Below are 24596 nucleotides of genomic sequence, written 5' to 3'. Positions count from 1 at the left end.
GCGGCTAAAACGAGCATCGAAGTCATCGGGATCCACGGGAGAGCCGTCGCCAGTGCTCGCCGCGACGACGAGGGTGGCCACACGCCCTCCCCAGCGGTCGGACTGCTCGGCCTGGAACTGACGCTGATACTCCGAGATCGCCACGACCGCCGTGAGCGCTCCGACCGACACGGCGATGCCGATCAGGCTGAGCAGCACACGGAGCTTGTGGACGCGGATCTCGGCCCACGCGTCGGAGAGCGCGCCGAGGAAGCCCGTCACGAGACGACCTCGGACGCAGCGGGCACGGCCACGGGCGGTGCCGGAGCGGGGGCCGCGGGCTGCGGCGGAGCGGCGGGGGCGGGAGCCGCGAGCGTCGAGGCCTCGAAGGCACGGCTGAGGTCCGCGGTCTCCAGGCGCCCGGCGTCCAATCGGTAGTGCCGACGAGCGCGGGCCGCTACGTGGAGGTCGTGCGTGATGGTGACCAGGGCGGCATCCGTCTCGGTGGCGACCTCGTCCAGGAGCGACATGACCGATGCGCCCGTGTCGATGTCGAGCGCGCCGGTGGGCTCGTCCGCGAGGATCAGGACGGGTCTGCGCACCAGCGCCCTGGCGATCGCAACACGCTGCTGCTCCCCGCCGGAGAGCTTGTCGGCGATCTGGCCGATCCTGTGGCCGAGTCCCACCCGCTCGAGCATGTCCGCGGCGATCTGCCGTCGGTTCCAGAACGTCTTCCCCTTCGCGTGGCCGAGGGGCATCATCACGTTGTCGAGTGCGGTTCGACCCGGGAGCAGGTTGAACTGCTGGAAGACGAAGCCGACGTTGTCGCCGCGCAGCCGATCCAGGCGCCCCGAGCGCATGCGACGCACCTCTCGCCCCTCGAACGAGACCGAGCCGGACGTCGGCGAGTCCAGCATCCCGAGGATGTTCAGCAGCGTCGACTTGCCCGAGCCGGAGCGGCCGACGATCGAGACGTGGTCTCCGGCGCCGACCTCGAGAGTGATGCCACGGAGGATCTCGAGCTGCGAGTCGTCGGCGAGGAGGACGCTCTTGGTGACGTCCTCCAGAGCGACCAGAGTCACCAGCTCATCCCGCTGTCGCACTGCTCGACGCCCGGGGAGACCTCGTAGCAGAACTCCTCGACCGGGGCGACGAAGCCCGGCACGAACTGGCGGATGCTCTCCCCCTCCTCCAGTCCTTCGGTGACCTCGACGATCGTCCCGTCGTTCACGCCGAGCTTCACCGCGCGCTCCTCGGGCTCCGCACCGTCGGCTGCATCGACCCAGACGTTCCCTGAGCCCGCGCCGCCCTGCACCGCGGTGACCGGGATCACGAGCGCGTCCTCGACCTGACCGAGGGCCAGATCCATGGTCGCGGGGAGCCCGGCGAAGACGGTCTGCCCGGCGGGGATCGCGCAGCGCACACTCGCCGTGCCCTCTGTGGTGACCTGCACACGGACGCCTGTGCAGGCGAACGGCGCCGGACCACCGGTGATGGTGACCGTGGCCTCACTCGGCGCGTTGACGAGGCGATACAGCTGCACGGGGTCGACGGTCGCGAGGAGGTGGTACCGCGCGGGCGTGAGACTGAAGATCTCGGTGCCCACCGACGTCGGCTGGCCCTTCACGAGCGCGATCTCGGACACGTCGCCGGCCTCCGACGCGAGCACGTCGATGTCCTTGCGGGGATCTTCCTGGCGGATGGTGAACAGCTTCTGGCCCGGTGATACCGCGGCACCCTCACTCACGTGAACGGCGGTGACCGTGCCGTCGATCTCGCTGCGCACCGCGAAGATCTCATCGCGCGCGACGTTACCCGTCAGGCTCAGCGCGTTCACGACGGATCCGCGCTCGACGGCCACGACCGGATCGGTGATCGCCGCTTCCGGGCTGACCATGCTCTCGGCCCGGTCGGGGAAGAAAGCGATCTTGACGAGTGCTGCAGCGCACGCGCCGATGACCACGACGAGAAGCAGGGGGAAGATCCAGCGACGCCAGACGATCACGAGTGCCTTTCCGGCAGCGCCGCCCTGGCACGCCTGGAGTCAGCGTATCCAGAAACAGTTTTCCCGGTATCGCGAAGGCGACCGCGTGTCGACGCGCCCTCAGGCTCGAAGTGCTTCGTGCCTCACGACGAGCCAGCCCGCCGGCACCGAGAGTCGATCGGCATGCGGCGAGCACAGGTCATGCGCCTGCGGGTCGTTCGCGGCGCCGAGCGGACCGAGTGCCGCCATCTTGTCCCCATAGTCGTAGGTGAGGGTGGCCACGGCTTCGCGCGCGCAGCCGACCTTCGAGCACAGTCGTCCGTCCATCTCCGTCAGCGTACGGCTCGCACGCATCCGAGCCGGGGATGCCGCGCCGCGCACGTCGGCACCGCCTAGACTTTCGACATGCCCCGTCGCCGCGCCGCTCACGCCTCTGCCGCTCCACGGCGCGGTGCGCGGCACGGCCGCCACGGGCGTCTGGGCCGCAGCGAGGTCGTCCGACCGCCTCTCGCGCCGCTCGACGGTCGTCTCGATCGTTTCGATCTGACCGTCGGAACCGCCGTCGAGTTCTTGCGCGGGACGTGGCCGGAACTCCAGGACGTCCGGTTCGAGATCGGCGCGATACCGGCGTTCGAAACGACCGATGCGGTTCCGCGTTGGCATCTCGATCGGGAGAACCGGCGCATCGTGCTGTTCCGACTGCCCATCGAGCGCCTCCTGCCGCCGGGGCACGACGATGCCGCGCACCGCCGCATGGCGATCGAGAGCGCGGTGTTCCGGGCGGCTGCGGAGTACGTCGGCCGCGAACCGTGGGATCTCGGCCACGAACACTGAACCCGCCGACCCTCCCATCCGGAGGAGCGATCAGGGGTAGACGGTGATGGCCTTCTCGACGCCGGCACTCGCCTGCACCGGCAGCACCGCGAGTGCGCCCGAAGCGGTGAGCGCGACAGCCGCGTGCACCGCGCCCGTCGACTGCATCCGATAGGTCGTCCCGGTCTCCACATCGACCCCGACCGTCGCTCCTGCGGCGACGACGACATCCTCGGATGTGCCCCCGTCGAGCGGCTCGATCGTCACCGTGGTGTCCTCCTCCGACGAGTTCGCCAGCTGGAGTCGGCCCGGCGGACCCGACGGTACCGCGAACACCACCTCGCCGTCGATCGACGGTGCCGGCGTGACCCATGCGAAGTCCGCATCACGCCCGAAGCCGTCCTGCTGTCGCAGTGCGGCCAGGACAGGAGCGTCCGCCTCCACCTCGACGGTGTAGCGACCGGGTTCGAGACCGCTGAGCGCGACCTGCGCCGGGAGATCGGGCTCGAGCGGAACCGTGAACTCGTCGGCGGCCGAGCCGGACCCCTCCGCGACGACCCGGACCTGCACGCGCGCGTCCGCGCCGGGTGAGAGCAGCCGCAGCACCGCCATCTCATCGTCGTCGCCGTCGGAGCCGAAGACCTCCACGCCGGTGAGCACCAGCTTCTGCTGCGCGCCGGGCACCGCGTCCTGCAGGTCCAGGCCCGCGGGATCCAGCACCTGCGTGAGCGACGATTGCAGCACCGCACGGACCGGAGCCCCTGTCGCATCGACGCGGACGACGGGCGCCGTGTCGCCGGCGGCGATCGAGGTGAGCGGCAGTGCAGTCTGCGTGCGCGCGGGCACGATGACCGTGCGTGCGCTTCTGGTCTCGCCGTAGACCGTCAGCGTCACGGTCGAGGGAACCTCGGCCGCATTGGTCAGGATCACGATGTCCTCGGTCCCCGTGGCGGTGCTCCCGCCGACGAGCCAGGAGTTCAGTCGGGGGACTCCGCAGGGGGCAGCCGCGAACCCGGAGAGGTCCTCCGTCGTGAGAGCGATCGACTCGGCGGCGGCGATCAGCGGCGCCGAGCGTCCTTCGACGGCGCCCGTGAGCACGCGCACCTCGCCCGCGTCCGGAAGATCCTGCACCGCCAGAGCGGCAGAAGACGGCTCACCCGACGTGCCGCCTGCGGTGAGGGTCGGCGACCCCGCAGAGCTCAGCGCCAGCGGGTCCATGGCATCGCGACCGAGCGCGCGCAGGTCGCCGTTGCACACCAGGACGCTGTCTCCGGGGAGCGGCGTGACGTCGACGTGGGCGGCATCATGCCGGATGACCGGCCACGGTGCATGAACTGCGGCGACGACGCCGACGACGCAGGCCGCTATCACGGCGACTCCGGTGGCGAGGCGAGCGCCCGTCGCGGCGACCTTGAATGCGCGCGAACCGCTCATCGGTCCCTCTCCCCTGTCGTGTCGGGTCTCTCATCGTCGACGTCTGTCGGCGCGTCGACCGGATCGGACGGCTCAGCCGGCTCAGCCGGCTCCTCGACCGGCTCGGACTCGGCGATCGGCACCAGCGCCTCGTCGGTCAGAGCGGCCTCGTCCTGCGGCTCCTCGATCGCGCCGACCGGAGTCTGCTCATCGAGCGGAGACCGGTCCTCCGCGTGCCGGGGCAGGATCATCGGCTCATCCGGCGCGCGCCCGACGATGCGGGACTGGGCTCGTGCCGCGCGACGCGAGGCGCGGGTCGGGATCGACAGCAGCAGTGCCACGAAGACCGCGAGCAGCTGGATCGTCAACACGAGCCGAGCGCTTCCCTCCTGAGCGGACGTCAGGGTCGGCGGCGCAGCGACCTCGGCTTCCAGACGCCAGAGCACCCCGCGATCGCTCTCCCCCGCATGCACCAGGCCGGCACGTTGATCGATCGAGGCGATGGCCGCCGCACGGAGCGTGCGGGCCTTGTCTCCTTCGTCTCCGGGCAGCTCGGCGAGCAGCACGTAGCTGATCCCCTTCGCCGCCAGCTCGCCCGGGGCGTCGAAATCGCGGGCGGAGAGGAGATCGACGGCGAGCGTCGCGACGTCGTCCCCCTGCGGCTCCACGGCGGTCGAGACCATCGTCGTCTGGGATCCGAGCGTCTCGCTCGCTCCCCAGACCACCTCGACCGCGAGTCCTCCGTCGTTCTGCGGCGTCATCACGAGCGTCGCGAGCGGACGGTCCCCGGCCGCCTGCGCGGCGACATAGGCAGGGAGAGTCGATTCGGGGCCGTTCGTGAGGACGGACCGCTGTGCGTGGAAGGCGGTGAGCGCCGGCACGGCGCAGATCCCCAGCGCGACCCCTGCAGCGACCGCGGAGAGGACCCGGAGCCTCGGAAGCGTGATGGCGGTGTCGAGCGTGACGAGCGCCGCCCCCACCACCCCGACCCAGGCCAGGCTGAGCCCCGCCCCCGGCCAGATCGCCACGCCCGCACCCTGGGCGAAGCTCACCGTGATGCCGACAGCGAAGAACGCCGTCGCGAGACCGGCCAGAGCGACGACGAGCAGTGTGATCCCCGCGCGCCACCGCGGGGCGACGGCCGCCCCGAGGGCGAGCAGAGCCATCGGCGCACACAGCAGCGGTGCCCACGCGGCGATCGCTGCGGGAACGAGCGACGCCCAACCAGCGAGATCCGTGGTGGGGAATCCGATCGCGAGCGCCAGCCGGCCTGCGGCGTCGGCGGACGCCTGCGGGCCCGCCCACACGAGACCGGGGTCTCCCAGGAGCGCCAATGGCGTCCCGTGTGCGAACTGCCAGAAGACGAGAGGGGCGAAGAGCACCGCCGTCGGCACGAGCAGCCAGAGCAGACGGCCGACGCCACGGAACTGCCCGGTGCCCAGGACGATGCCCACTGCCACGACCCACAGCAGCGCGAGCGCCGGCGCCAGTGACGGAGCACAGGCGACCACGGCGGCGAGCAGGAGGGAGGCGCTTCCGGCCGCGCCCCAGGATCGGTGCGCCACCACAGCGGAATGGAAGAGCCACGGCAGCAGGAGGTGCACCAACACCGCGCTCGGGCGGCCGTCGACGAGTGCGGTCAGGAAGGTGGGAGCCAGTGCCCAGGCGACGCCCGCGAAAATGCGCAGCCCCGCCCGGTCGGTCACTCGGGTCGCCGCGAACCACCCGCCGAGCACCGCGAGCGGAAGCGCGAGAATCCACAGCAGCACCATCGCGAACGATGGTCCGGATGGCCACAGCGAGCCCAGCACGGCCACGACCGCGGCGAAAGGATCGGCAGGGCCGACAAGGCCGATCCCCGTCCCCCGCGCGCCCCACGCCGCATCGCTCCAGAGCGCCGAGATCGTCTGACGCAGCGGCAGAAGCTCGCCGCCGCCGAGCGCCGGCCACGCGAGCAGAGTCGTGAAGGAGGCGATGCTCACGACGAGCGCCGCGAGCACGGCCCAGGCGCCGCCGCCGGAGAAGAAACGCAGTTCGCTGACGGCGCCGCCTTCGCTGCCGTGCCCGTCATCGAGACGCCGCCGCAGATCGGACGACGTCACCCGCAACGGTGCGATGCTCGCCCAGGTGGATGAGCGGAAGGCACGGATGCGCGACCGGGACCGCGCGACAGCGCCGACCCGCAGCATCGCGGTGAGGGCGGCCCCCCACTCGGGGAGAACCGCTTCCGGCCGCTTGCCGACCAGGTGCGTGATGGAGCGCCACAGCGCGAGCGGGAGCAGGCTGAGCCAGTGCAGCGGCACGGCGGCCGCCGGAGCATATGCCAGTCGCCGGTGCAGTTGAGCCAGCCGGGTGACGTAGGCGCGTCGGGATCGGCCGGAGGGCAGCGCGGCCGGACCGTCGGGCGCTGCGGATATCCGCGCACTCGGCGAGAGCACGAGCCGCCCCCCGCCGAGGCGTGCGCGGACGCCGAGGTCGAGCCCCTCGTCGGCGCCGGCGAGCGCCGGGTCGGGCCGCAGCGCGTCGCGGACCTCGCCGCGGATGAGGATGCCGCGCACGTCGGAGCCGAGCGCGTCGTCGATGCGATCGTGCTGTCCCTGGTCGAGTTCCCCTGCCGCGAGTTCGACCGATCGTCCGAAAGTCGTCATGCTGACTCCGAGCGAGACGATCTCCCGATCGTTGTCGGTCGCGACGAGTTTGGGAGCGACGATCGCCGCGGACGGCGACCGCTCCAGCGTGCCGCGGAGACGCTCGAGTGCCCGCGGATGCGGAGCCGTGTCCTGTGCGAGCAGCCAGATCGCCGAGCCCTCGCTCACGCGTGGGCGTGCGAGCTCGACCGCCTCCGCGAACGATGTCGTCGCGCGGGCTTCGATGATCCCCTCGACGACGGCTCCGACGGCTTCACTCTCGCGCAGGGTGGAAGCATCTCCGCACATGACGAGCGTCACGGCCTCTGCGGGTGAAGTCTGGGAGCGCACGGCGTCGAGAGTGCGGAGGAGTTGCGCGCGGGATGAGGATCCGGGGCGCGCGACGATGATGGCGTGAACTCGGGCTGGCATGACGTCGTCAGCCTATGCGCGTCGGGACCGGCCCTGGAGCAGTGGATGCGGCGCGCCTGCGAAGCGATGCGCCAACGACCTCAGCGCGCGTGACCGCCTCGGCCGATCAGCTGGCGCGGCGCTTGAGCTTGCGGCGCTCGCGCTCGGAGAGTCCGCCCCAGATGCCGAACCGCTCATCATTGTTGAGCGCGTACTCGAGGCATTCGCTGCGGACGTCGCAGGTGGTGCAGATCCGCTTGGCGTCTCTGGTCGATCCGCCCTTCTCCGGGAAGAAGGCCTCGGGATCCGTCTGCGAGCAGAGCGCATCCGCCTGCCAGGCGAGGGCGTTGTCGTCATCGGCGGCGTCCGTGCGCCGCACCCCGGGAACACCGAGGTTGATCGGATCGACGAACCAGTTCTCCGGTACGTCGGAACGGTATCCCGTCATCTCGATCTCCAACCCTGTCTCCGCCCCCCGGCGGGCCGTGCGCATGACTAATTACACCCGTGTCATTCGCTCCGGTCAAGTCGCGGATCGTAAACCCTCAAGCGACTCTTGAAGGTTCATGACGATCCTTCGGCGTGTCGCGGCGTGGCGGACGCGACACGCTCAGAACCCCGGGCCGGCCACGAACGCCTCACCCTCGCCGGACACGGTGAGCGTGCGCTCGTCGCCGCCGGCGAACGCCACGGTTCCCACGGGGACCTGCACTTCCGCTGCGGACGAGGAGCTGACCGTGATGGTCCCGGCAGTCGCGAGCACCATCGTCGGCCCCGAGATCTCCACCGTGACCGGAGCACCATCCACCGCGATCCTGCTGAGCGCGAAGTCGGAGACGGGAACCGGGTACGCCGTGACCTCGTCTGCACCCTCCGGCCGCAGCACCGGCACCTCACCGGGCGTCGGGTCGAGGATCGCGAGCAGTTCGGGGACGTCGATGCGCTTGGGGGTCAGTCCGCCGCGGAGCACGTTGTCACTCGCCGCCATGATCTCGACGCCGAGGCCTGCGAGGTAGGCATGCAGAAGCCCGGCGCGCAGGAACACGCCCTCCCCCCGTCGCAGCACGACGTGGTTCATGAGCAGAGCCACGACGACGCCGGGGTCCCCCGGGTATGTCGCTGCGACCCCCGCGATCGCCCGCAGCGTCGCGCCCCACTTCCCCGTGTCGGTGCTCTCCGCTGCGCGCACCACCGCGGCGATGATCTCGTCGACCTCGTGCTGAGCGTCGCCGCCGAGCAGCCAGCCGATGGTGTCCCGCAGCGCATCGGCTCCGCCCCCAAGCCGCGCGCGGAGCTGCGCGAGGCCGTCGTTGTCCTCCAGCAGGTCCAGCAGCTCGAGCGTGTCCGCCACCGGACGCAGGCCGCTGAGCGATTCGAATCGCTCGCTGAGCGCGACGATGAGCTCGGGCTTGTGGTTGTCGTCGCGGTAGTTGCGCGTCGGATCGTCCGCGGCGAGCGCGCTCTCCTTCGCCCATCCCTCGCGCGCCTGCGTGATGGTCGGGTGCACCTGGATCGAGAGGGGCCTCCCCGCGGCGAGCAGCTTCAACAGATACGGGAGTGTGCCGCCGGTGATCTGATCGAGGGTGCCGCCGCCCGCGACGTCTGCGGGGTCGCCGGGGTGATCCCCGAACCATACTTCCGCTTCGGGAGCACCGGTCGGCGTGCGCCCTTCGAGTTCGGCGAGGAGGGAGTCGGATCCCCAGGCGTAGTCGCGGGGTGCGTTCGTGAGGCTCAGCAGCATGCCACCAGCGTAGAGCCGCGCTGCGGCGTTCAGGCACGTGCCGAGCGCGGCGCGGTAGCCTGAACGCGATGGCCCAGTACACCAAGCACCCGGTGACAGCCCCGCCCACGGCGCCGGAGCGCGAGTCGACGGGGCACCTTCTGCTGCGCGGCTACGTGATCCTCGTTCTCATCGTGACCTTCGCGCACACCGCGGTGTACAACCTGGTCGGCATGGAGGGCGCCGCGGTCACCCTCGTCCTCTTCACTCTCGCGACGCTCGGCATCGGCGTCCCGATGCTCGCGCGCAACCGCCCGCAGCCGTTCCGCTGGCGCCGCCTGCCGTGGACGGCGATGGGATACACCACCCTGGCCCTCGTCTCGGTCGCGTGGTCCCAATGGCGAGGACCGACCCTGATCACCTGGGTACTCCTGGCCGCCGTCACCGTGAACGGTCTGTTCATCGCCCATGTGCTCACCTGGCACGAGATCATCCGGGCGCTGTCCTCCGCCTTCAAGTGGATCCTCGGGTTGTCGCTGGCGATCGAGCTGTGGGTCTCCCTCGTCCTGCACGGGCCGCTGCTGCCGAACTTCGCGACGCTGCCGGAGGGCGAGATCGACCCCCAGTGGTACTGGGTCAGAGACAACCTGTTCGACGGCGGGAGGATCCAGGGGATCGTCGGCAACGCCAACCTCCTGGCGATCATCTCCCTGTTCGCGATCATCACCTTCGGCGTGCTGTTCGCCGCTCGCGCGCGCTGGCGCACCACACTGGCTCTGTGGATGCTGCTCGCGGCGTACTTCCTGCTGCGCACGTCGTCGGTGACCGCGCTCGCGTGCGCGGCTGCCGCCGCACTGGTGCTCCTGGTCGCCCTGCTGATGCGCCGTGCCCGCACTCCGGGGGCACGCACGCGCATCTATGTGACGGCGATCGGCGGCACGGCGCTGGCCGCCGCGGCGGTCTGGCTGCTGCGCGAGCCGCTGCTCGGCCTCGTCGGGCGCAGCTCCGACCTCACCGGGCGCTCCGACCTGATCTGGGCGAAGGTGCTCGAGCGGGTGCGAGAGCACCCCCTCTTCGGCAACGGGTTCTCCAGTCCCTGGATCCCGACGGACCCGGCGTTCGACCGCTGGATCGTCGACCACGGCATCACCGTGTTCCACGCGCACAACATGTGGCTCGACGTGCTGTTCCAGCTCGGCGTGCTGGGCGTGATCCTGATGGGAATCGCGTACCTGAGCCTGCTGTGGCGCTCCTGGTTCTTCGCCGTCGACCGGCCCCGGTGGGATCTCCACGCCAAGCGGCCGTTCTCCCCGCTGACCCTGCTGCCGAGCCTGTTCACCGTGGTGCTGCTGGTACAGGGATTCTCGGAGTCCACGCCGATCATGCTCTGGGGCTGGATGCTCCTGGTGCTCCTGTCCTTCAAGCTGAAGTCGGTGCCCCTGGTGGGCGTCGGGGAACGGGATCTGGTCTTCGAACGCGGCACGCGGCAACGGCGGGTGCCGTGACGTCGGCCCGCCCGCTGGTCCGACTGCTCGGTTCGGTGGAGCTCGCGCGAGCCTTCGCCCTCGCTGCGCTCACCGCCATCTTCGGCTCGTACGCGATCGGACGGATGACCTCGGCGGTCACTCTGGCCACCGTCATCGCGGTGCTGTGCGTCCTGGGCGCGGCGATCCTCTGGGTGCGACGCGACGAGCTCTCGCCGTTGCGGATCGCTCCCTCGTCGCTGTTCGCCTTCCTCGGTTGGGCGCTGGTGAGCATGGTCTGGACCACGGATCGCTCGGATACGTTCTTCGGGTGGATGTCGCTGTTCGGCTATGCGTTCCTCGCGATCACGATCGGCCACATCCGCGACACGCTGCAGACCGTGCGGGCCATCGGCGACACCCTCCGCGTGCTCCTGGCCGTCTCACTCGGGGTGGAGATCCTCTCCGGGGTGCTGCTCGACCTGCCGTTCACCTTCCTCTCGATCCAGGGCAATCTCGCCGCCGGCGGCCCGGTGCAGGGCTTGTTCGGCAGCCGCAACATGCTCGGGTTCGTCGCCGTGATCGCCCTGATCACTTTCGTGATCGAGTGGCGGACGCAGTCTGTGAACTCTCCCCTCGCCGTGGTGTCGATCGGTCTCGCGGGGTCGCTCGCTTTCCTCTCTGCCTCCCCCACGGTGCTCGTGCTCGCCGTCGCCGTCGGAATCGTCACGCTCGCCCTCACGATCGTGCGGCACACGTCGCCGGCGCGACGCAATCTGGTGCAGTGGATGCTCGGCATCCTGGTCGCGCTCGCACTCACGATCGCGTTCGCGTTGCGCCATCAGATCATCGCGCTGCTCGACGCCGGCTCGGACTTCTCGATGCGCGCGTCGCTCTGGAACACGATCCTCGACTTCGTCGCCGTCAAACCGATCCAGGGGTGGGGCTGGTTCGGCGACTGGGCACGCGGCGAGTACCCGTTCACGTACATCAACTTCCAGCTCGAGGACCATCACCAGAGCGCGTTGAACGCGTTCTTCGACGTGCTGCTCCAACTCGGGGCTGCGGGGCTCGTGCTCCTCCTCCTCCTCGGCGGGGTGGCGCTGATCCGCTCCTGGCTGGTCGCGAGCGTGCGACGGTCGGTCGTCTATGCGTGGACGCCGATCATCCTGGTCACGCTCGCCGTCGACTCGATGTTCGAGAGCTTCACCCTGGTGGGCGCCGGGTGGTTCATGCTCGTGCTGTGCGCGTTGCGCGCCGGACAGTCGCGCTCCTGGCGGGAGAACATCGACGCCGCCCACACGGGCACGATCCCGACGCTGCGCTCCGAGGTGTGACCAGCCGGAGGACCCCGGCGGTCAGAGCGTGGCGCGCAGCTTCTCCGCCCAGGCGATCGCGTCGCGGACCCCGTCGTCGACCGAGCGTTGTGCGCGCCACTGCAGGACCGCTGCCGCGCGGTCCACGATCGCGAACGCACCGGCCTGATCCCCGGGGCGGCGGTCGGTCTCCGTCACCGGAAGCGGCTCGCCCGTCACCCGCTCGAACGCCGCGACGAGCTCGCGCACGGTCACGCCGTCTCCTGTACCGAGGTTGATCACCTGATACGGGCCGTCGGGCGTGGCGACCTCGTCGAACTTCTGCACGGCTGCGACATGCGCGAGAGCGAGGTCCCAGACGTGGATGTAGTCGCGGAGACCGGAGCCGTCGCGCGTCGTCCAGTCCGTTCCCGTGATCGTGAAGGGCTCCCCGGTCGCGCGCGCCTGCATGATCTTCCCCAGCGCGTGCGAGGGTGTCGGATTCTGCAGACCGGTGCGCAGTCGCGGGTCAGCGCCGATCGGGTTGAAGTAGCGGAGCGCGATCGCACGGAAGTCGCCCGCCGTCGCGGCGTCGTCGAGGATCTGCTCGACCATAGCCTTCGTCTTGGCGTACGGACTCGACGGTGCGAGCCTGCCGCCCTCGTCCACGCCGTCGCCCGTCTCACCCGCGTAGACGGATGCCGAAGAGCTGAACACGATGCGTGGGATCCCGGCGTCGCGCAGGCGCTGGAGCAACAGGATCGTCTTGCCCACGTTGGCGTCGTAATACCCGAGGGGGTCGGCGACCGACTCCGGAACCACGATGCGGGCAGCGCAGTGGATCACCGCGTCGATGTCGGGGTGATCCGCGAGCAGGGCATCCACCGTGGCTCCGTCGGCGATGTCGCCGACGTAGAGGTTGCGGCCCTCACCGAAGGATCGAAGCCCCGTGGAGAGGTCGTCGAGGATGACGACCTCGATTCCGGCTTCGATGCATGCCGTCGCGACGGTTGAGCCAATGTAGCCGGCGCCGCCGGTGATCAGTACCTTCATCGCGGTCAGTCTACCCAGCGCATCCGAGGGGTCACCGGGCGACTCTCCGCAGATGCGAAGGTCATCGACGGTAGGCTACTCACTGCTCGTCGAGTCCCGCACTGTCCTCTGACAGTGGTCTGCGGCACCAACATCGGAGAACCTGCCAGTGGCCCACGTCCTTCAGAACGTCGTCTTCCCACTTGATCGCGACCCCGACCTCCTTCCGCTCTACGCCGACCCGGAGACCTGGTCCGTGATCGAGGACGAACCCGTCCGCGTCTCGAATCGCGCCCACCTCGGGAACATCCTCGGTCGGCATCGCGCCCGCATCGTGGCCGGGCGGCGCGTGTCGATGGGGACGTACTTCAACGCCTTCCCCGCGTCCTACTGGCAGCACTGGACGAGCGTCCGACAGGTGCAGCTCACGGTGCGCACGACCGGGCCGGCGACGATCCTGGTGTACCGCTCCAACGGATCTGGCGTCCGCCAGCGCGTCGCCACGCGTGAGGTGACGGGCGAGGCGACGACGTCTTTCGATCTCGAGCTCACGCAGTACAGCGACGGCGGCTGGATCTGGTTCGACATCGTCGCCGATGAGAAGCCGGCCGTGCTCGAGGGTGCGGAATGGACGACAGAGCAGGAACCGACGCGCACCGGCAAGGCCTCGCTCGGCATCACCACCTACAACAAGCCGGACTACTGTGTGGAGACTCTTCGCGCACTGGCGGCGTCGCCGGATGCGCTGGAGTTCGTGGATCGTATCTTCCTGATCGATCAGGGGACCCAGCTCGTCGCGGATCAGGAGGGCTACGACGACGTCGCCGCGACCCTCGGTGAGACGCTCCAGGTGATCCGTCAGGACAACCTCGGTGGGTCCGGAGGATTCGCCCGGGCCATGCACGAGACGCTTCAGCGCCCCGACAGCGACTTCGTGCAGCTGCTCGACGATGATGTGCGCCTCGAACCGGAGTCCCTGCGTCGCTCGATCGTCTTCGGCCAGTACGCGACCACCCCGGTGCTGGTCGGCGGGCACATGTTCGACCTGCTCGACCGCCCGAAGCTCCACGGCTGGGCCGAGGTCGTGGACGATCACCCCTTCATGTGGCGCAACCTCTACCAGGAGAAGATGCCGCACGACTTCGGCGTCTCGAACCTGCGGCAGTCCACGCTCCTGCACATGCGCATGGATGCCGACTACAACGGCTGGTGGATGTGCCTCATCCCTCTCGACGCGATCCGCAAGGTGGGGCTGTCGCTTCCCGCTTTCATCAAGTGGGACGATGCCGAATTCTGTCTCCGTGCGGGTGAGGCGGGCTTCCCGACGGTGTCGATGCCCGGCGTCGCGCTCTGGCACATCTCGTGGGTCAACAAGGACGACTCGATCGACTGGCAGGCGTATTTCCATGCCCGAAACCGCATCGTGGCCGGGCTCCTGCACTCGAACGCGCCGCGGGGCGGCCGGCTGCTCGTCCACAGTCGCCGCGTCGACCTCAAGCACCTCATGATGATGCAGTACTACCCCGTGGCACTGCGTGCGCAAGCCCTGCGCGACATCCTGTCCGGGCCCGAGCACATGCGCCGCAACCTCGCGACCGCCATGCCCGCCGCGCGTTCCCTCGCGGCCGATTTCCCGGAGACGATCGTGCACCGCGACCCGTCCGCCGTGCTGCATTCGCGACGTGGCCGCCAGGTGTACAAGCAGCTCCCGAAGAACGACCTGGACAGCCCGAAGGGGCTCCGGCTGCGGTTGTTCACCCTCTCCACCCTGACCTCGCACTTCCTCCACCGCCCGGCCCCGGCGAACATCGCGCAGCCAGAGGTCGAATTCGGCAAGGAGGATGCGCACTGGTGGCGTGTCCCGGCGTTCGACAGCGCGCTGGTGAGCGCCGCCGACGGCTCCGGGAAGAACATCTACACGCGCGACCGCGCGAAGTACCGGCGGATGCTGCGAGACACGGTGCGGCTGCATGCGGAACTCCGCCGGCGCTGGCCGGAGTTGCAGAAGCAGTACCGCGAGGCGCTGCCCGATCTCGTCTCACCCCAATCCTGGCAGCAGATCTTCGAGGAGAAGGCATGACCGCGGCGCCCGCTGCATTCGACCCCGCGTCCGCGACGATCGTCATCGTCACCTTCAACCGCTCTCACCTGCTCTCGGGTCTGCTCACGAGCATCACCGCGATGGACCCCAAACCCGGCCACGTCGTGGTCATCGACAACGCCTCGGCGGACGACACCACCGACGTCGTCGAGTCGTTCCGCGAGGACATCGGCACCGAGATCGTGTACCGGCGACTCGAGAAGAACACCGGCGGCTCCGGCGGCTTCAGCGAGGGCATGCGCACCGCGTACGAGCTCGGCTCCGAGTGGATCTGGATGATGGACGACGACGTCGAAGTCCTCACCGAGGGGCTCGCGAAGATGGGCGCCTGGAGCAGCAGGTTCAAGAGCATCCAGGGCCGCCGCTTCGACTACGACGGCAGCGAGTTCTACTGGCAGTACCGCATCGCCGAGCGCATGGGCATCCCGATCCCCTTCGCTCCGTCCGGCTTCGACGAGACGGGCTACAAGGAGATGAACAGCGGCTGCTTCGAGGGCATGTTCATCCATCGCTCGATCGTGCAGCAGATCGGCCTGCCCGATCCCCGGTTCTTCATCTACTGGGACGACCAGATGTACGGCTGGCTGGCCTCGCGCCTGACCACCGCCGTGATCGTGGACGAATTCGTGCTGCGCCGCACCCGTGAGATCAAGCAGTGGGACATGGGCATCCGCCACATGAACGCGTCGAGCAACGCGTATCGCTACTACATCATGCGCAACCGCGGATTCATCAAGCAGTATTACCGCGTCCACGGCGTCTACAACCCGGTGCTCTTCGGCCTCGGTACCGCGGCGACCTTCTTCAAGGAACTCATCCGGCTCGTGTTCGTCGAGCGGACCGTGCGCGGCACGAGCAACCTCTTCCGCGGCATCCGCGACGGCGGCAAGGCCGGCCGCGACCGCAGCTGGCAGCCGATGCCGCCTCTGGAGGGATGACGGTGGACGAATCGCAGCCGGAGCTGCGCTGGGCGCCACTGCCTCCGCAGCCGAAGCGGACCGGACGGGTGTGGCTCATCGTCGGTCTCTCGGTGGCCGCTCTCGTGGCCGTGGGCCTGCTGCTCTTCTTCCTCCTGCCGCGGGGCGACTCTCCCACCCCATCCGAGTCCGCATCACCGACGCCGACCGCGACTCCCACGTCGACGCCGACACCCACGCCCACCCCGACGGCGACCACCGCTCCTGAGCCGGAGCCGACCCCAGCCCTCACGCCTCCCCCCGCGACCGACCCCACCATGGAGGTGTTCCGCGGTCAGGTGAGCGGTTGGCTGAACTCGGCACCCCGCGGGCTCGACATCATCGCGGGCGCGAGCGGGCAGGACGCGCTCCCCGTCGTCGACACGCTGCAGCAGGATGCGCAGCGGCTGTCGGACGCCCAGGCGCCCTCCTCCATCGCCTCGAAGTGGTACGACGGCGTGACGGACTACGCACAGCGTCTCACGCAACTCCGTACCGCGATCACGAACGAGTCCGGTGTCGCCGGGGCCGTCGATGCCGCACGGCAGTCCGTCAACGCGCTGCGGAGTCTGGCGGGGCTCTGAGCGGACCACCGATCAGCTCTCGAGTGCTGACCGCTACACCGCGTAGTCGGCGTTGTAGCGGTCGAGCACCTCGGCGATCGGCGCATCGAGCGCGAGCTCGCCCTTGTCGAGGTAGAGCCCGCGGGTGCAGAACCGTCGGAGGTCGCGCTCGTTGTGACTGACGAAGAATAACGTCCGCCCCTCGGCGAGCAGTTCGTCGATCCGCTTGTAGCACTTGTCGCGGAAAGCCTTGTCGCCCACGGCGAGGACCTCGTCTACCAGCAGGATCGGCTCATCGAGCTGGGACACGACGGCGAACGCGAGGCGGACCTTCATGCCGTTCGAGAGATGCTTGTAGGGCGTGTCCTCGAACCCGGCGAGCTCGGCGAACTCGATGATGCCGTCGTAGCGGCGCGAGACCTCCTCGCGCGACATCCCGTGGAGTCCCGAAGTCAGGCGCACGTTCTCCCGCACCGTGAGGTCTCCCACGAAGCCACCGGTGATCTCGATCAGGGGGGCGACTCCCCCGTTCACCGTGACCGTGCCCTCGTCGGGGAGCAGCACCTTGGCGACCAACCGGAGAAGCGTGGACTTTCCCTGCCCGTTGCGTCCGACGACCCCGATCGACTCGCCCGGCTGCACCGAGAACGACACGTTGCGCAGCGCCCAGAACTCGCCGGGACGCGACCGCCGCGAAGCACCAGCGAAAAGGTCCTTGAAGCTGCGGCTGCCCCGCCTGTTCCGACGGAAATGGACGCCGAGATTCTGCACTTCGATCGCCGAGGACATCACAGCTCCTTCAGCACTGGTCGCTCCAGGCTGCGGAAGGTCCAGATGCCGAGCGCCAGGATCAGCAGACTCATCAGGACGCTGATCGTCAGCGTGAACGGGTTCCACTGGTCGGGGAAGAAGGGCATCCGGTAGAGCATGAAGATTCCCGCGAGCGGGTTGAATGCTCCGAGCGTCTGGAAGATGCCGGGGAGATCGGTCACGTTGTAGATGATCGGCGTCGCATAGAACATCGCTCGCAGGATCAGCGCGGTCGTGCGCTCCAGGTCGACGAAGAGCACGCACAGGGGCGCCACCAGGAGCCCCAGCCCGACCAGCAGGATCGTCTGCAGGAGCACGGCCACCGGCATCCAGAGGATTCCCCAGCCGACCTGCACCGTCTGATTCGGGTCGAGCTCCACGACGAGGTTCACGATGATGAACAGCACGAGAACCGGCAACGAGAAAAGGTACTCGATGCCCTTGCTGAGCACGATCCGGTTCACCCAGATCGACCGCGGGATCGAGGTCGATCTCACGAGACGGGCATCCTTCTTGAACGCCCGGGTGAAGTCGGACACGGAGGCGTTGAACCACACCCATGGGAGCAGCGCACTGATCAGGAAGATGATGTACGGCTCTTCACCGACGTCGCGCTGGAAGATCTGCGTGAAGACGAACCAGTAGATCGCGCTCATCACGAGCGGATCCAGCACCGACCAGAGGTAGCCGAGGAAGCTGGTCGAATAGCGGACCTTGAGGTCGCGGGCCGACAGCAGCCACAGCGAATGCAGATAGCGCCGGGGCGTCCCGGGCGCCCCGACAGCAGCGTGACTCACGATGTCGAGTCTAGGAGAGAGAGTTGTTCCAGAGCGACAGCGCCGAGCCGATGGCCATGTGCATGTCGAGGTACTGGTACGTGCCGAGTCGGCCGCCGAAATGGACGCCCTTCTCCCCCTTGGCGAGCTCGCGGTACGCCAGCAGGCCTTCGCGGTCGGCCGGGGTGTTGACCGGGTAGTACGGCTCGTCCTCCCGCTCGGCGAAACGCGAGAACTCGCGCATGATCACCGTCTTGTCCTGCTCGTAGACGTCCTTGCGCTCCGGGTGGAAGTGCTTGAACTCGTGGATGCGGGTGTACGGCACATCCATGTCCGGGTAGTTCATGACGCTCGTGCCCTGGAAGTCGCCCACGTTCAGCACTTCCTGCTCGAAGTCGAGCGTGCGCCAGCTGAGCGCGCCCTCGGTGTAGTCGAAGTAGCGGTCGACCGGTCCGGTGTAGACGACCGGGAGTTGACCGACGGTGGCCTTCTTGCTGAGCGGCTGCGCGTCGTCGAAGTAGTCCACGCCGAGCTTGACCTCGATGTTCGGGTGGTCCGCCATCCGCTCCAGCCACGCCGTGTAGCCGTCGGTGGGAAGGCCCTCCCAGGTGTCGTTGAAGTAGCGGTTGTCGTACGTGTAGCGCACGGGGAGGCGGCTGATGATGTCGCCGGAGAGCTTCTGCGGGTCTGTCTGCCACTGCTTCGCGGTGTAGTCGCGGAAGAACGCCTCGAAGAGGGGGCGCCCGACGAGGGCGATGCCCTTCTCCTCGAAGTTCGCGGCCGTCTTGGCATCGAACTCGCCCGCCTGCTCCTTGACCAGCGCCCGTGCCTGGTCGGGGGTGTAGGCCGACTGGAAGAACTGGTTGATCGTGCCGAGGTTCACCGGCATCGGGAAGACCGTGCCCTTGTGCGTCGTGTACACGCGGTGAACGTAGTTCGTGAAGCTGGTGAAGCGGTTGACGTACTCCCACACCGTCGCGTTCGACGTGTGGAAGAGGTGCGCACCGTAGCGGTGGACCTCGATACCCGTCTCGGGCTCTGCCTCGCTGTAGGCGTTGCCGCCGATGTGAGGGCGGCGGTCGATGACGGTTACCTTGCGGCCGGCTTCGGCGGCACGCTCAGCGATGGTGAGGCCGAAGAAACCCGACCCGACGACGAGAAGATCCATGTACTCCATCGTATCGGCGTCCGGCTGTGAGCTTCAGCCAGCGCGGATCCCCGTGACCTGGTGGGACGGAGGTGATTGAGCACGACCGCGAGGATCGCCACGGCCCGGCAACGCCTGGATGGCAGGACGCAGACCCGTTCGCGACGTCGTCGGCGCGAACCGTGTGGAGAGTCGGTGTCAGACCCCGGCCTGCGCCGCTCCCACGACGATGCGCGGCGTACCGGCCCAGCGCGCGGCATCTGTGGCCGCACGGCCGTCGACGATGAGCTTGATACCCGGAAGCTGCGCCGGAGTCAGCTCCTTGTAGTCGGCGTGATCGGTCTGCAGGATCGCCAGGTCGACCTCGCCGCCGATGGCGTACGGCTCGAACCCGAGACCGCGCAACTCCTCGTCGGTGTACAGCGGGTCGTGCACGACGACCTCCGCTCCTCGGTCTTTCAGTGCCTTGACCGTGGGGAAGACTCCGGAGAACGCCGTCTCCTTGACGCCTCCTCGGTATGCGGCACCGAGCACGACGGCACGCTGACCGCTCAGATCACCGAGAATTCCCTCGGCCTGTGCCACCAAGCGGTCCGGCATCGAGGCGTTCAACTGACGCGCGACGCGAACGATGTCTGCGTCGGGGTCGGTCGAGAGGTACAGACGCGGGTAGACCGGGATGCAGTGTCCGCCGACGGCGATGCCCGGGCGGTGGATGTGGCTGTACGGCTGCGAATTGCAGGCCTCGATCACTTTGTAGACGTCGATGCCGTTCGCGGCCGCGAAGAGGCCGAACTGGTTCGCGAGACCGATGTTGACGTCACGGTAGGTCGTCTCGGCGAGCTTGGCCATCTCGGACGCTTCAGTCGAACCGAGATCCCACACGCCGTTCGGGCGCGGCAGGTCGGGGCGCTCGTCGAACTGCAGCACGGCCTCGTAGAACTCGCGTGCGCGACGGTTGCCCTCATCGGAGAGTGCGCCGATGAGTTTGGGATACTTGCGCAGGTCGGCGAACACGCGTCCGGTGAGCACCCGCTCGGGCGAGTAGGCGACGTGGAAGTCGGTGCCCTCGGTGAGACCGGAGCCGGCCTCGAGCATCGGGGTGAAGCGTTCGCGCGTCGTGCCGACGGGCAGCGTCGTCTCGTACGAGACGAGGGTTCCGGGGGTCAGGTGCTCGGCGAGCGAGGTGGTCGCGGCATCCATGTACCGGAAGTCGGGCTCCCAGGTGTCGTCGTCGACGAAGACCGGCGCGACGAGGACGACCGCGTCTGCGCCGGGGATCGCCTCGGCGTAGTCGGTGGTCGCACGCAGACGTCCCGACGGGATCAGCTCGGCGAGGCGCTCCTGTAGTTCCGCTTCACCGGGGAACGGCTCGATCCCCTTGTTGATCGTGTCGACCGCGTGCTGGTTGACGTCGACGCCGATGACGTCATGACCGGAGGAGGCGAACTGGACAGCGAGGGGAAGCCCGATCTTTCCGAGGGCGACGACAGCAATGCGCATGGGTTCTAGTCTATGGCCGCCGCACACCCCTCGACCGCTACACGAGACGGTTGACCCACGGAACGCGTCGTAGCGCGGCGACGAGCGCGAACGAGATGACGCACACCAGCACCCAGACCAGGACGGTGATGCGCAGGTCGTCGTCGGTCGGCGCGAGGGCCGGCACCGTCCGCACCAGGTGGATCACCGCGAAATGCACCAGGAAGACGCCGAATGAGGCGTCTGAGAGCACCCGCACGACGCCCGCGGCACGACCGGGCTGCCAGTCACGAAGCACGCTGATCGCCACGACGAACCATGCAAGCGCCACGATCGCCACGATCGGGCCGTAGTAGCTGATCGGGAAGAGCACTCCGAGCAGCGGCAGGTGGTCCTGACGGCCGTACTGCACGATCACCGATGCCGTCCCGACGACCGCCACCGCGGTGACCCCTATCAGCTTCCATCCCCGCAGAACGGTGTCACGGAGCGCCCATCCCGCCAGGAAGAAACCGACATAGGGCAGCCACTGTGTGAGTGCGCTCTGCGACAGCGAACGGTCGTACCCGGCAGCCGTGAGCACGGTGGCCGAGACCAGGGTCGCGACGGTCACGGCCAGCACGACCCCGGCGAACACCGCGGCGCGGCGACGACCACCGTCGCGGAGGAACGCCGCCAACACCGGTGCCGCGACGTAGAGTCCGACGATCAGCCAGAGGAAGTACAGATGCGTGTAGCTGCGGCCATCGACGACACCGAGCAGGAACCCCCGCCAGTCCGCGAGCCGCCCCGCCATCACGCTGCTGACGACGAACACGTAGAAGAGCGGCCAGAAGACGAACGCCGGCCCGAGGCGCAGCAGGCGGCGGCGATAGAAGTCTGCGGGTCCCTTGGCGTATTGGCGCGGTTCCAGGATCAAGGCGCCGCTGATCATCACGAAGACGGGGACAACCCACACGAAGCCGAGGTCCACGACGACGGCACCCCACCAACGGGCGCTGCCGTGCACGGCGTCGTTGCCGACCATGTTCCCGAACACATGGATGGCCACCACTCCGATCACCGAGACGATGCGGAGCACGTCCAGCGCCCATCGACGCTGCGGGGCTGCCGGGCGCTCGGGAGCGGTCGCGGCCGGCCCGCTGTTCGTCGACGGGGTCACGAGTCCGCACCGGCGACGAGCCGCGCCGCCCTGGCACCGGTGGAGCGGACGTCGAACTCCGTCTCCCAGCGCGCGCGCGGCGCGAACGTGCCGGCGGGCGCATCGATCACGGCGGCGAGCGCGACCGCGACGTCTTTCGCGGTGGTGTCGCGCTCCACGAGCCGGCCCGTTCGATGCTCCTCGCCGACGATCTCGGGGGTTCCGCCGACGCGCGTCGCGACGATCGGGATATCTCTGGCGATCGCCTCCATGATGCTCACCGGCACACCCTCGGTCGTACTCAAGTTCACGAAGGCGTCGATGCGGTGCGTCTCGTAGTAACGCAGGACGTCCGCGTTGGCGGTGCTCCCTGCGAGCGTGACGGTGAGATTCTCCGGCGCGTCGGCGACGCGGGCTTCCACGGCCGCGCGCTCGGGGCCGTCGCCGAAGTGCATCCATTCGACCGGGCGTCCTGCGGCACGCGCGTAGGCGGCGACCGAGTCCGCGATGAGCGGCACCCGCTTGAGTCCACTCAGGGTCGAGCACGAGACCAAGGCGACGGCGTCTTCCTGCTCGCCGCGCTGCAGGTCATCGGGCCCGTCGACCCCGAGTCGACTGACCATGACCTTGTCGGTGCGGGCGAGCGACGGAAACCTCCCGCGGAGGTAGTCCCGTCCGTGCTCGGAAATCGTCAGGATGCGGTCTGCCCTCGCGTAGTAATAGGGCCGGGCGGGCAGATAGCCCGACGCCGCGCGCTCCTCGTACAGGTCGTAGCCGTGCACGCGGGCGACACGGCGACGCACCCCGCGCAGCCACGGCAGAGCCTGTCCCCCGCCCATCCCCCAGAATGCGTATGCCACGACGTCGTCGGCGCCCTCGATCGCGGAGCGCACGGCGATGCGGTCGGCCTGGGTCAACCCGACACGGGAGCCGAGCACGAACGCGAGGGCGTTGCGCATCAGCCTCCCCGCCATGAGTTCCCGCCACCCGGCCGCGATCAGCATCCGCAGAGCGTGCGGGCGGAGGATGGCGCGCGGGCTATCTTCCGGCGCGGGGAGGAAGAGGTTGGCGCCGAGCGTGACGTTGTCGGGCATCTCGACGAGTCCGGCAGACGTGTCGCGGGCATGGCAGAAGATCACGACATCGTCGAAGGCCTCAGCGAGCTCGCCGATCTCCTTCTCCACGAAGACGACATCCCCCGTACGGTACGGATACTCGTTCGTGAACAGCAGCAGTCGCGTCATCCTTGCCTCTCCTCGCCGACAGTGCGCAAGGCACCGTGTCCATCGTATGCTGGCCGCAACCGACCTCCCTCGGCCGGACAGAGCACTCCGTGCGTCCTCCACCTCTTCGTCGCGCACTGGAGCGTCATGACATTCACCCTCACGTCCCTCGTCACTGCCCTGGCGCTGGGAGCCTCCGCGCTCGCGCCCGGCGCGATCGCAGCGCCCGCGAGCGCCTCCGCATCCACCACGGTCTCATCGGTGGCTACTGCCGCCGGACCTGTCATCGAGCCGTTCCCCGACGGGGTGACGCGTCTCAGCGGTGCCGACCGGTATGCCGTCTCCGTGCAGATCGCTCGCAAGTACGCCCCGGGCGTTCCGGTCGCTTACGTGGCGAAGGGCTCCGACTTCCCCGACGCACTGTCCGCCGCAGCGGCCGCGGCCCTCGAGGGCGGCCCGCTGCTGCTCACCCCGACCAACCAGCTGCACACGTCGGTCGCTGCTGCGCTGCGCGACCTGCAGCCGGAGCGGATCGTCGTCGTCGGCGGCACGGGATCGGTCTCCGCATCCGTCTTCGCGGAACTCCAGCGCATCGCGCCCACCCAGCGCATCGGCGGCGCCGACCGATACGAGGCCAGCCGCAACATCACGGGCACCGCGTTCCTGAGTTCCGAAGAGTCCTCGACCGAGGTGTTCCTTGCGACGGGTCGTACGTTCGCCGACGCGCTGGCTGCGTCCGGAGCGGCCGGAAAGGCGAAAGCACCGGTCGTGCTCGTCGACGGCACGCGCAGCAGCGTCCCGGAGGCCACCCTCGACCTGCTGAAGGACCTTGAGGCGACGACCATCTCGATCGCGGGCGGCGCCGCCTCCGTGTCATCCGGAATCGAGGCTCAGCTCCGCTCCGCGGGTTACACCGTCCAGCGCTACGGCGGCGCGGACCGTTACGCCGTGGCCGCGGGCATCAACTCCGCCTACTTCGAGGTCGGTACGACAACCGGCTTCTTCGCCACGGGTCTCACATTCCCCGACGCGCTCTCGGGCGCGGCACTCGCCGGGCGTCTGGGGGCTCCTCTGTACGTGACGAGTCCCGCGTGCGTGCCCGAGCCCGTGCGCAGCGGCGCCGCAGCGTTGGGGCTCACCTCGCGCGTCGTGCTCGGCGGCACGTCCTCCGTGAGCGCGGCCGCGGCCGCGGGCACCGGCTGCCTCACGTCCGCCGCTCCGAGCATCTCGGGCACGGCGCGCGTCGGAAACACGCTGAGCGTGAACCCCGGGTCATGGACGACCGGCACGGCATTCGCGTACCAGTGGCTCGCGAACGGCACGGCGATCAGCGGCGCGACCGGTCCCTCCCTCTCCGTCACGACCGCGTATGTGAACAAGACGCTCTCCGTGCGCGTGACCGGCACCCAGGCCGGCTACACGACCGTCGCCCGGGTCTCGTCCGCCACCGCGCGGATCGCCTACCCTGACCGCACGCCGCCTGCGTCGTTCTCGACCTGCCCGGCCTGGGCACCGATCAAGGGCAACCAGAACAGCAAGGGTGAGTGGATCTACCACGTGCCCACCGGCCGCGATTATGCGAAGACCGACCCGGAGGAGTGCTTCCGCACTGAGGCCGCTGCACGGGCTGCGGGATACCGCGCCTCGAAGGTATGAGCAC

Annotated in this window: 21 protein-coding genes and 1 pseudogene; 7 read left to right on the top strand and 15 right to left on the bottom strand. The window is 68.9% G+C overall.

All coding sequences use genetic code 11. The features are described from left to right. The 4 genes and pseudogenes from DW298_RS17040 to DW298_RS17025 all read right to left on the bottom strand — a co-directional run. A pseudogene (locus tag DW298_RS17040) lies at positions 1 to 261 on the bottom strand (ABC transporter permease); the annotation flags it as partial. Then, complete coding sequence (locus DW298_RS17035) at positions 258 to 1061, bottom strand: ABC transporter ATP-binding protein (protein WP_136043643.1); 804 nt, start codon at positions 1059 to 1061, stop codon at positions 258 to 260. The gene DW298_RS17035 and the pseudogene DW298_RS17040, both read right to left, overlap by 4 nt. Next, the gene (locus DW298_RS17030; RefSeq protein WP_136043642.1) at positions 1058 to 1984 is read right to left on the bottom strand and encodes an efflux RND transporter periplasmic adaptor subunit; all 927 of its coding nucleotides are present in this window, start codon (positions 1982 to 1984) and stop codon (positions 1058 to 1060) included. The genes DW298_RS17035 and DW298_RS17030 overlap by 4 nt, the downstream gene beginning before the upstream one ends. 99 nt (positions 1985 to 2083) lie before the next feature. After that, positions 2084 to 2290 (bottom strand): DUF3499 family protein, encoded by a 207-nt coding sequence (locus DW298_RS17025; protein WP_029261978.1) that lies wholly within the window; start codon positions 2288 to 2290, stop codon positions 2084 to 2086. Positions 2291 to 2368: 78 nt separating this feature from the next. Between DW298_RS17025 and DW298_RS17020 the strand changes: the two genes are divergently transcribed. Continuing rightward, entirely contained in the window at positions 2369 to 2797 is a 429-nt protein-coding gene (locus tag DW298_RS17020) for a hypothetical protein (protein WP_240745172.1), read from the top strand. A gap of 30 nt (positions 2798 to 2827) precedes the next feature. Here the strand turns inward: DW298_RS17020 and DW298_RS17015 are convergent, their stop codons facing one another. The 4 genes from DW298_RS17015 to manA form a co-directional block, all read right to left on the bottom strand. Beyond that, on the bottom strand, positions 2828 to 4210 hold the full coding sequence (locus DW298_RS17015) for a DUF5719 family protein (RefSeq protein WP_136043641.1): 1383 nt from the start codon (positions 4208 to 4210) through the stop codon (positions 2828 to 2830). Beyond that, positions 4207 to 7248, bottom strand: coding sequence for a glycosyltransferase (locus DW298_RS17010; protein ID WP_136043640.1), 3042 nt, complete (start codon positions 7246 to 7248; stop codon positions 4207 to 4209). Before DW298_RS17010 ends, DW298_RS17015 begins: the two co-directional genes overlap by 4 nt. A 106-nt stretch (positions 7249 to 7354) precedes the next feature. After that, entirely contained in the window at positions 7355 to 7675 is a 321-nt protein-coding gene (locus DW298_RS17005) for a WhiB family transcriptional regulator (protein WP_136043639.1), read from the bottom strand. Between the two features lie 162 nt (positions 7676 to 7837). Further along, positions 7838 to 8968, bottom strand: a complete 1131-nt coding sequence (manA, locus tag DW298_RS17000; protein ID WP_136043638.1) for a mannose-6-phosphate isomerase, class I — start codon at positions 8966 to 8968, stop codon at positions 7838 to 7840. A 68-nt stretch (positions 8969 to 9036) separates the two neighbouring features. On the opposite strand from manA, the gene DW298_RS16995 reads away from it, so the two are divergent. Beyond that, the gene (locus DW298_RS16995; protein ID WP_136043637.1) at positions 9037 to 10452 is read left to right on the top strand and encodes an O-antigen ligase family protein; all 1416 of its coding nucleotides are present in this window, start codon (positions 9037 to 9039) and stop codon (positions 10450 to 10452) included. Then, the gene (locus DW298_RS16990) at positions 10449 to 11747 is read left to right on the top strand and encodes an O-antigen ligase family protein (RefSeq protein WP_136043636.1); all 1299 of its coding nucleotides are present in this window, start codon (positions 10449 to 10451) and stop codon (positions 11745 to 11747) included. The genes DW298_RS16995 and DW298_RS16990 overlap by 4 nt, the downstream gene beginning before the upstream one ends. A gap of 21 nt (positions 11748 to 11768) precedes the next feature. On the opposite strand, the gene galE is transcribed toward DW298_RS16990, so the two are convergent. Then, positions 11769 to 12758 carry a UDP-glucose 4-epimerase GalE gene (gene galE / locus DW298_RS16985; RefSeq protein WP_136043635.1) on the bottom strand — a complete coding sequence of 330 codons (990 nt, stop codon included), beginning with the start codon at positions 12756 to 12758 and terminating at the stop codon, positions 11769 to 11771. A 148-nt stretch (positions 12759 to 12906) separates the two neighbouring features. On the opposite strand from galE, the gene DW298_RS16980 reads away from it, so the two are divergent. Genes DW298_RS16980 through DW298_RS19440 form a run of 3 tightly spaced genes read left to right on the top strand, consistent with a single transcriptional unit; the run spans position 12907 to position 16378 of the window. Then, a complete protein-coding gene (locus DW298_RS16980; protein WP_136043634.1) occupies positions 12907 to 14817 on the top strand; it encodes a glycosyltransferase in 1911 nt (636 codons plus the stop codon). Next, complete coding sequence (locus DW298_RS16975) at positions 14814 to 15776, top strand: glycosyltransferase (RefSeq protein ID WP_136043633.1); 963 nt, start codon at positions 14814 to 14816, stop codon at positions 15774 to 15776. Before DW298_RS16980 ends, DW298_RS16975 begins: the two co-directional genes overlap by 4 nt. Next, a complete protein-coding gene (locus tag DW298_RS19440) occupies positions 15773 to 16378 on the top strand; it encodes a hypothetical protein (protein WP_168443202.1) in 606 nt (201 codons plus the stop codon). Before DW298_RS16975 ends, DW298_RS19440 begins: the two co-directional genes overlap by 4 nt. A 33-nt stretch (positions 16379 to 16411) precedes the next feature. On the opposite strand, the gene DW298_RS16965 is transcribed toward DW298_RS19440, so the two are convergent. The 6 genes from DW298_RS16965 to DW298_RS16940 all read right to left on the bottom strand — a co-directional run bounded on the left by DW298_RS16965 (position 16412) and on the right by DW298_RS16940 (position 22957). Continuing rightward, positions 16412 to 17146, bottom strand: coding sequence for an ABC transporter ATP-binding protein (locus tag DW298_RS16965; RefSeq protein WP_136043631.1), 735 nt, complete (start codon positions 17144 to 17146; stop codon positions 16412 to 16414). After that, positions 17146 to 17964 carry an ABC transporter permease gene (locus DW298_RS16960; RefSeq protein ID WP_136043630.1) on the bottom strand — a complete coding sequence of 273 codons (819 nt, stop codon included), beginning with the start codon at positions 17962 to 17964 and terminating at the stop codon, positions 17146 to 17148. Before DW298_RS16960 ends, DW298_RS16965 begins: the two co-directional genes overlap by 1 nt. Before the next feature lie 10 nt (positions 17965 to 17974). Then, on the bottom strand, positions 17975 to 19111 hold the full coding sequence (gene glf / locus DW298_RS16955; RefSeq protein ID WP_136043629.1) for a UDP-galactopyranose mutase: 1137 nt from the start codon (positions 19109 to 19111) through the stop codon (positions 17975 to 17977). Positions 19112 to 19288: 177 nt separating this feature from the next. Next, on the bottom strand, positions 19289 to 20593 hold the full coding sequence (locus DW298_RS16950) for a nucleotide sugar dehydrogenase (protein WP_136043628.1): 1305 nt from the start codon (positions 20591 to 20593) through the stop codon (positions 19289 to 19291). A gap of 37 nt (positions 20594 to 20630) precedes the next feature. Then, the gene (locus DW298_RS16945) at positions 20631 to 21734 is read right to left on the bottom strand and encodes an acyltransferase family protein (protein ID WP_168429555.1); all 1104 of its coding nucleotides are present in this window, start codon (positions 21732 to 21734) and stop codon (positions 20631 to 20633) included. Beyond that, positions 21731 to 22957: a glycosyltransferase gene (locus DW298_RS16940; protein WP_136043626.1), complete on the bottom strand. Its 1227-nt coding sequence runs from the start codon at positions 22955 to 22957 to the stop codon at positions 21731 to 21733. Before DW298_RS16940 ends, DW298_RS16945 begins: the two co-directional genes overlap by 4 nt. Positions 22958 to 23083: 126 nt before the next feature. On the opposite strand from DW298_RS16940, the gene DW298_RS16935 reads away from it, so the two are divergent. Then, a complete protein-coding gene (locus DW298_RS16935; RefSeq protein WP_168429554.1) occupies positions 23084 to 24592 on the top strand; it encodes a cell wall-binding repeat-containing protein in 1509 nt (502 codons plus the stop codon). The last annotated feature ends 4 nt before the right edge of the window (positions 24593 to 24596 follow it).

The organism is Microbacterium sp. A20, assembly GCF_004794515.1.
Taxonomy (GTDB): domain Bacteria; phylum Actinomycetota; class Actinomycetes; order Actinomycetales; family Microbacteriaceae; genus Microbacterium.
The sequence above is the reverse complement of the archived record's forward strand: the minus strand, read 5'-3'. Positions and strand labels throughout refer to the sequence as shown.

Bases quoted from the DNA above. Each gene is read 5' to 3' on its own strand.
- DW298_RS17025 (WP_029261978.1), bottom strand. From the start codon at position 2,290: ATGGACGGACGACTGTGCTCGAAGGTCGGCTGCGCGCGCGAAGCCGTG.
- DW298_RS17020 (WP_240745172.1), top strand. From the start codon at position 2,369: ATGCCCCGTCGCCGCGCCGCTCACGCCTCTGCCGCTCCACGGCGCGGT.
- DW298_RS17015 (WP_136043641.1), bottom strand. From the start codon at position 4,210: ATGAGCGGTTCGCGCGCATTCAAGGTCGCCGCGACGGGCGCTCGCCTC.
- DW298_RS17010 (WP_136043640.1), bottom strand. From the start codon at position 7,248: ATGCCAGCCCGAGTTCACGCCATCATCGTCGCGCGCCCCGGATCCTCA.
- DW298_RS17005 (WP_136043639.1), bottom strand. From the start codon at position 7,675: ATGACGGGATACCGTTCCGACGTACCGGAGAACTGGTTCGTCGATCCG.
- manA (WP_136043638.1), bottom strand. From the start codon at position 8,968: ATGCTGCTGAGCCTCACGAACGCACCCCGCGACTACGCCTGGGGATCC.
- DW298_RS16995 (WP_136043637.1), top strand. From the start codon at position 9,037: ATGGCCCAGTACACCAAGCACCCGGTGACAGCCCCGCCCACGGCGCCG.
- galE (WP_136043635.1), bottom strand. From the start codon at position 12,758: ATGAAGGTACTGATCACCGGCGGCGCCGGCTACATTGGCTCAACCGTC.
- DW298_RS16975 (WP_136043633.1), top strand. From the start codon at position 14,814: ATGACCGCGGCGCCCGCTGCATTCGACCCCGCGTCCGCGACGATCGTC.
- DW298_RS19440 (WP_168443202.1), top strand. From the start codon at position 15,773: ATGACGGTGGACGAATCGCAGCCGGAGCTGCGCTGGGCGCCACTGCCT.
- DW298_RS16965 (WP_136043631.1), bottom strand. From the start codon at position 17,146: ATGTCCTCGGCGATCGAAGTGCAGAATCTCGGCGTCCATTTCCGTCGG.
- glf (WP_136043629.1), bottom strand. From the start codon at position 19,111: ATGGATCTTCTCGTCGTCGGGTCGGGTTTCTTCGGCCTCACCATCGCT.
- DW298_RS16950 (WP_136043628.1), bottom strand. From the start codon at position 20,593: ATGCGCATTGCTGTCGTCGCCCTCGGAAAGATCGGGCTTCCCCTCGCT.
- DW298_RS16940 (WP_136043626.1), bottom strand. From the start codon at position 22,957: ATGACGCGACTGCTGCTGTTCACGAACGAGTATCCGTACCGTACGGGG.
- DW298_RS16935 (WP_168429554.1), top strand. From the start codon at position 23,084: ATGACATTCACCCTCACGTCCCTCGTCACTGCCCTGGCGCTGGGAGCC.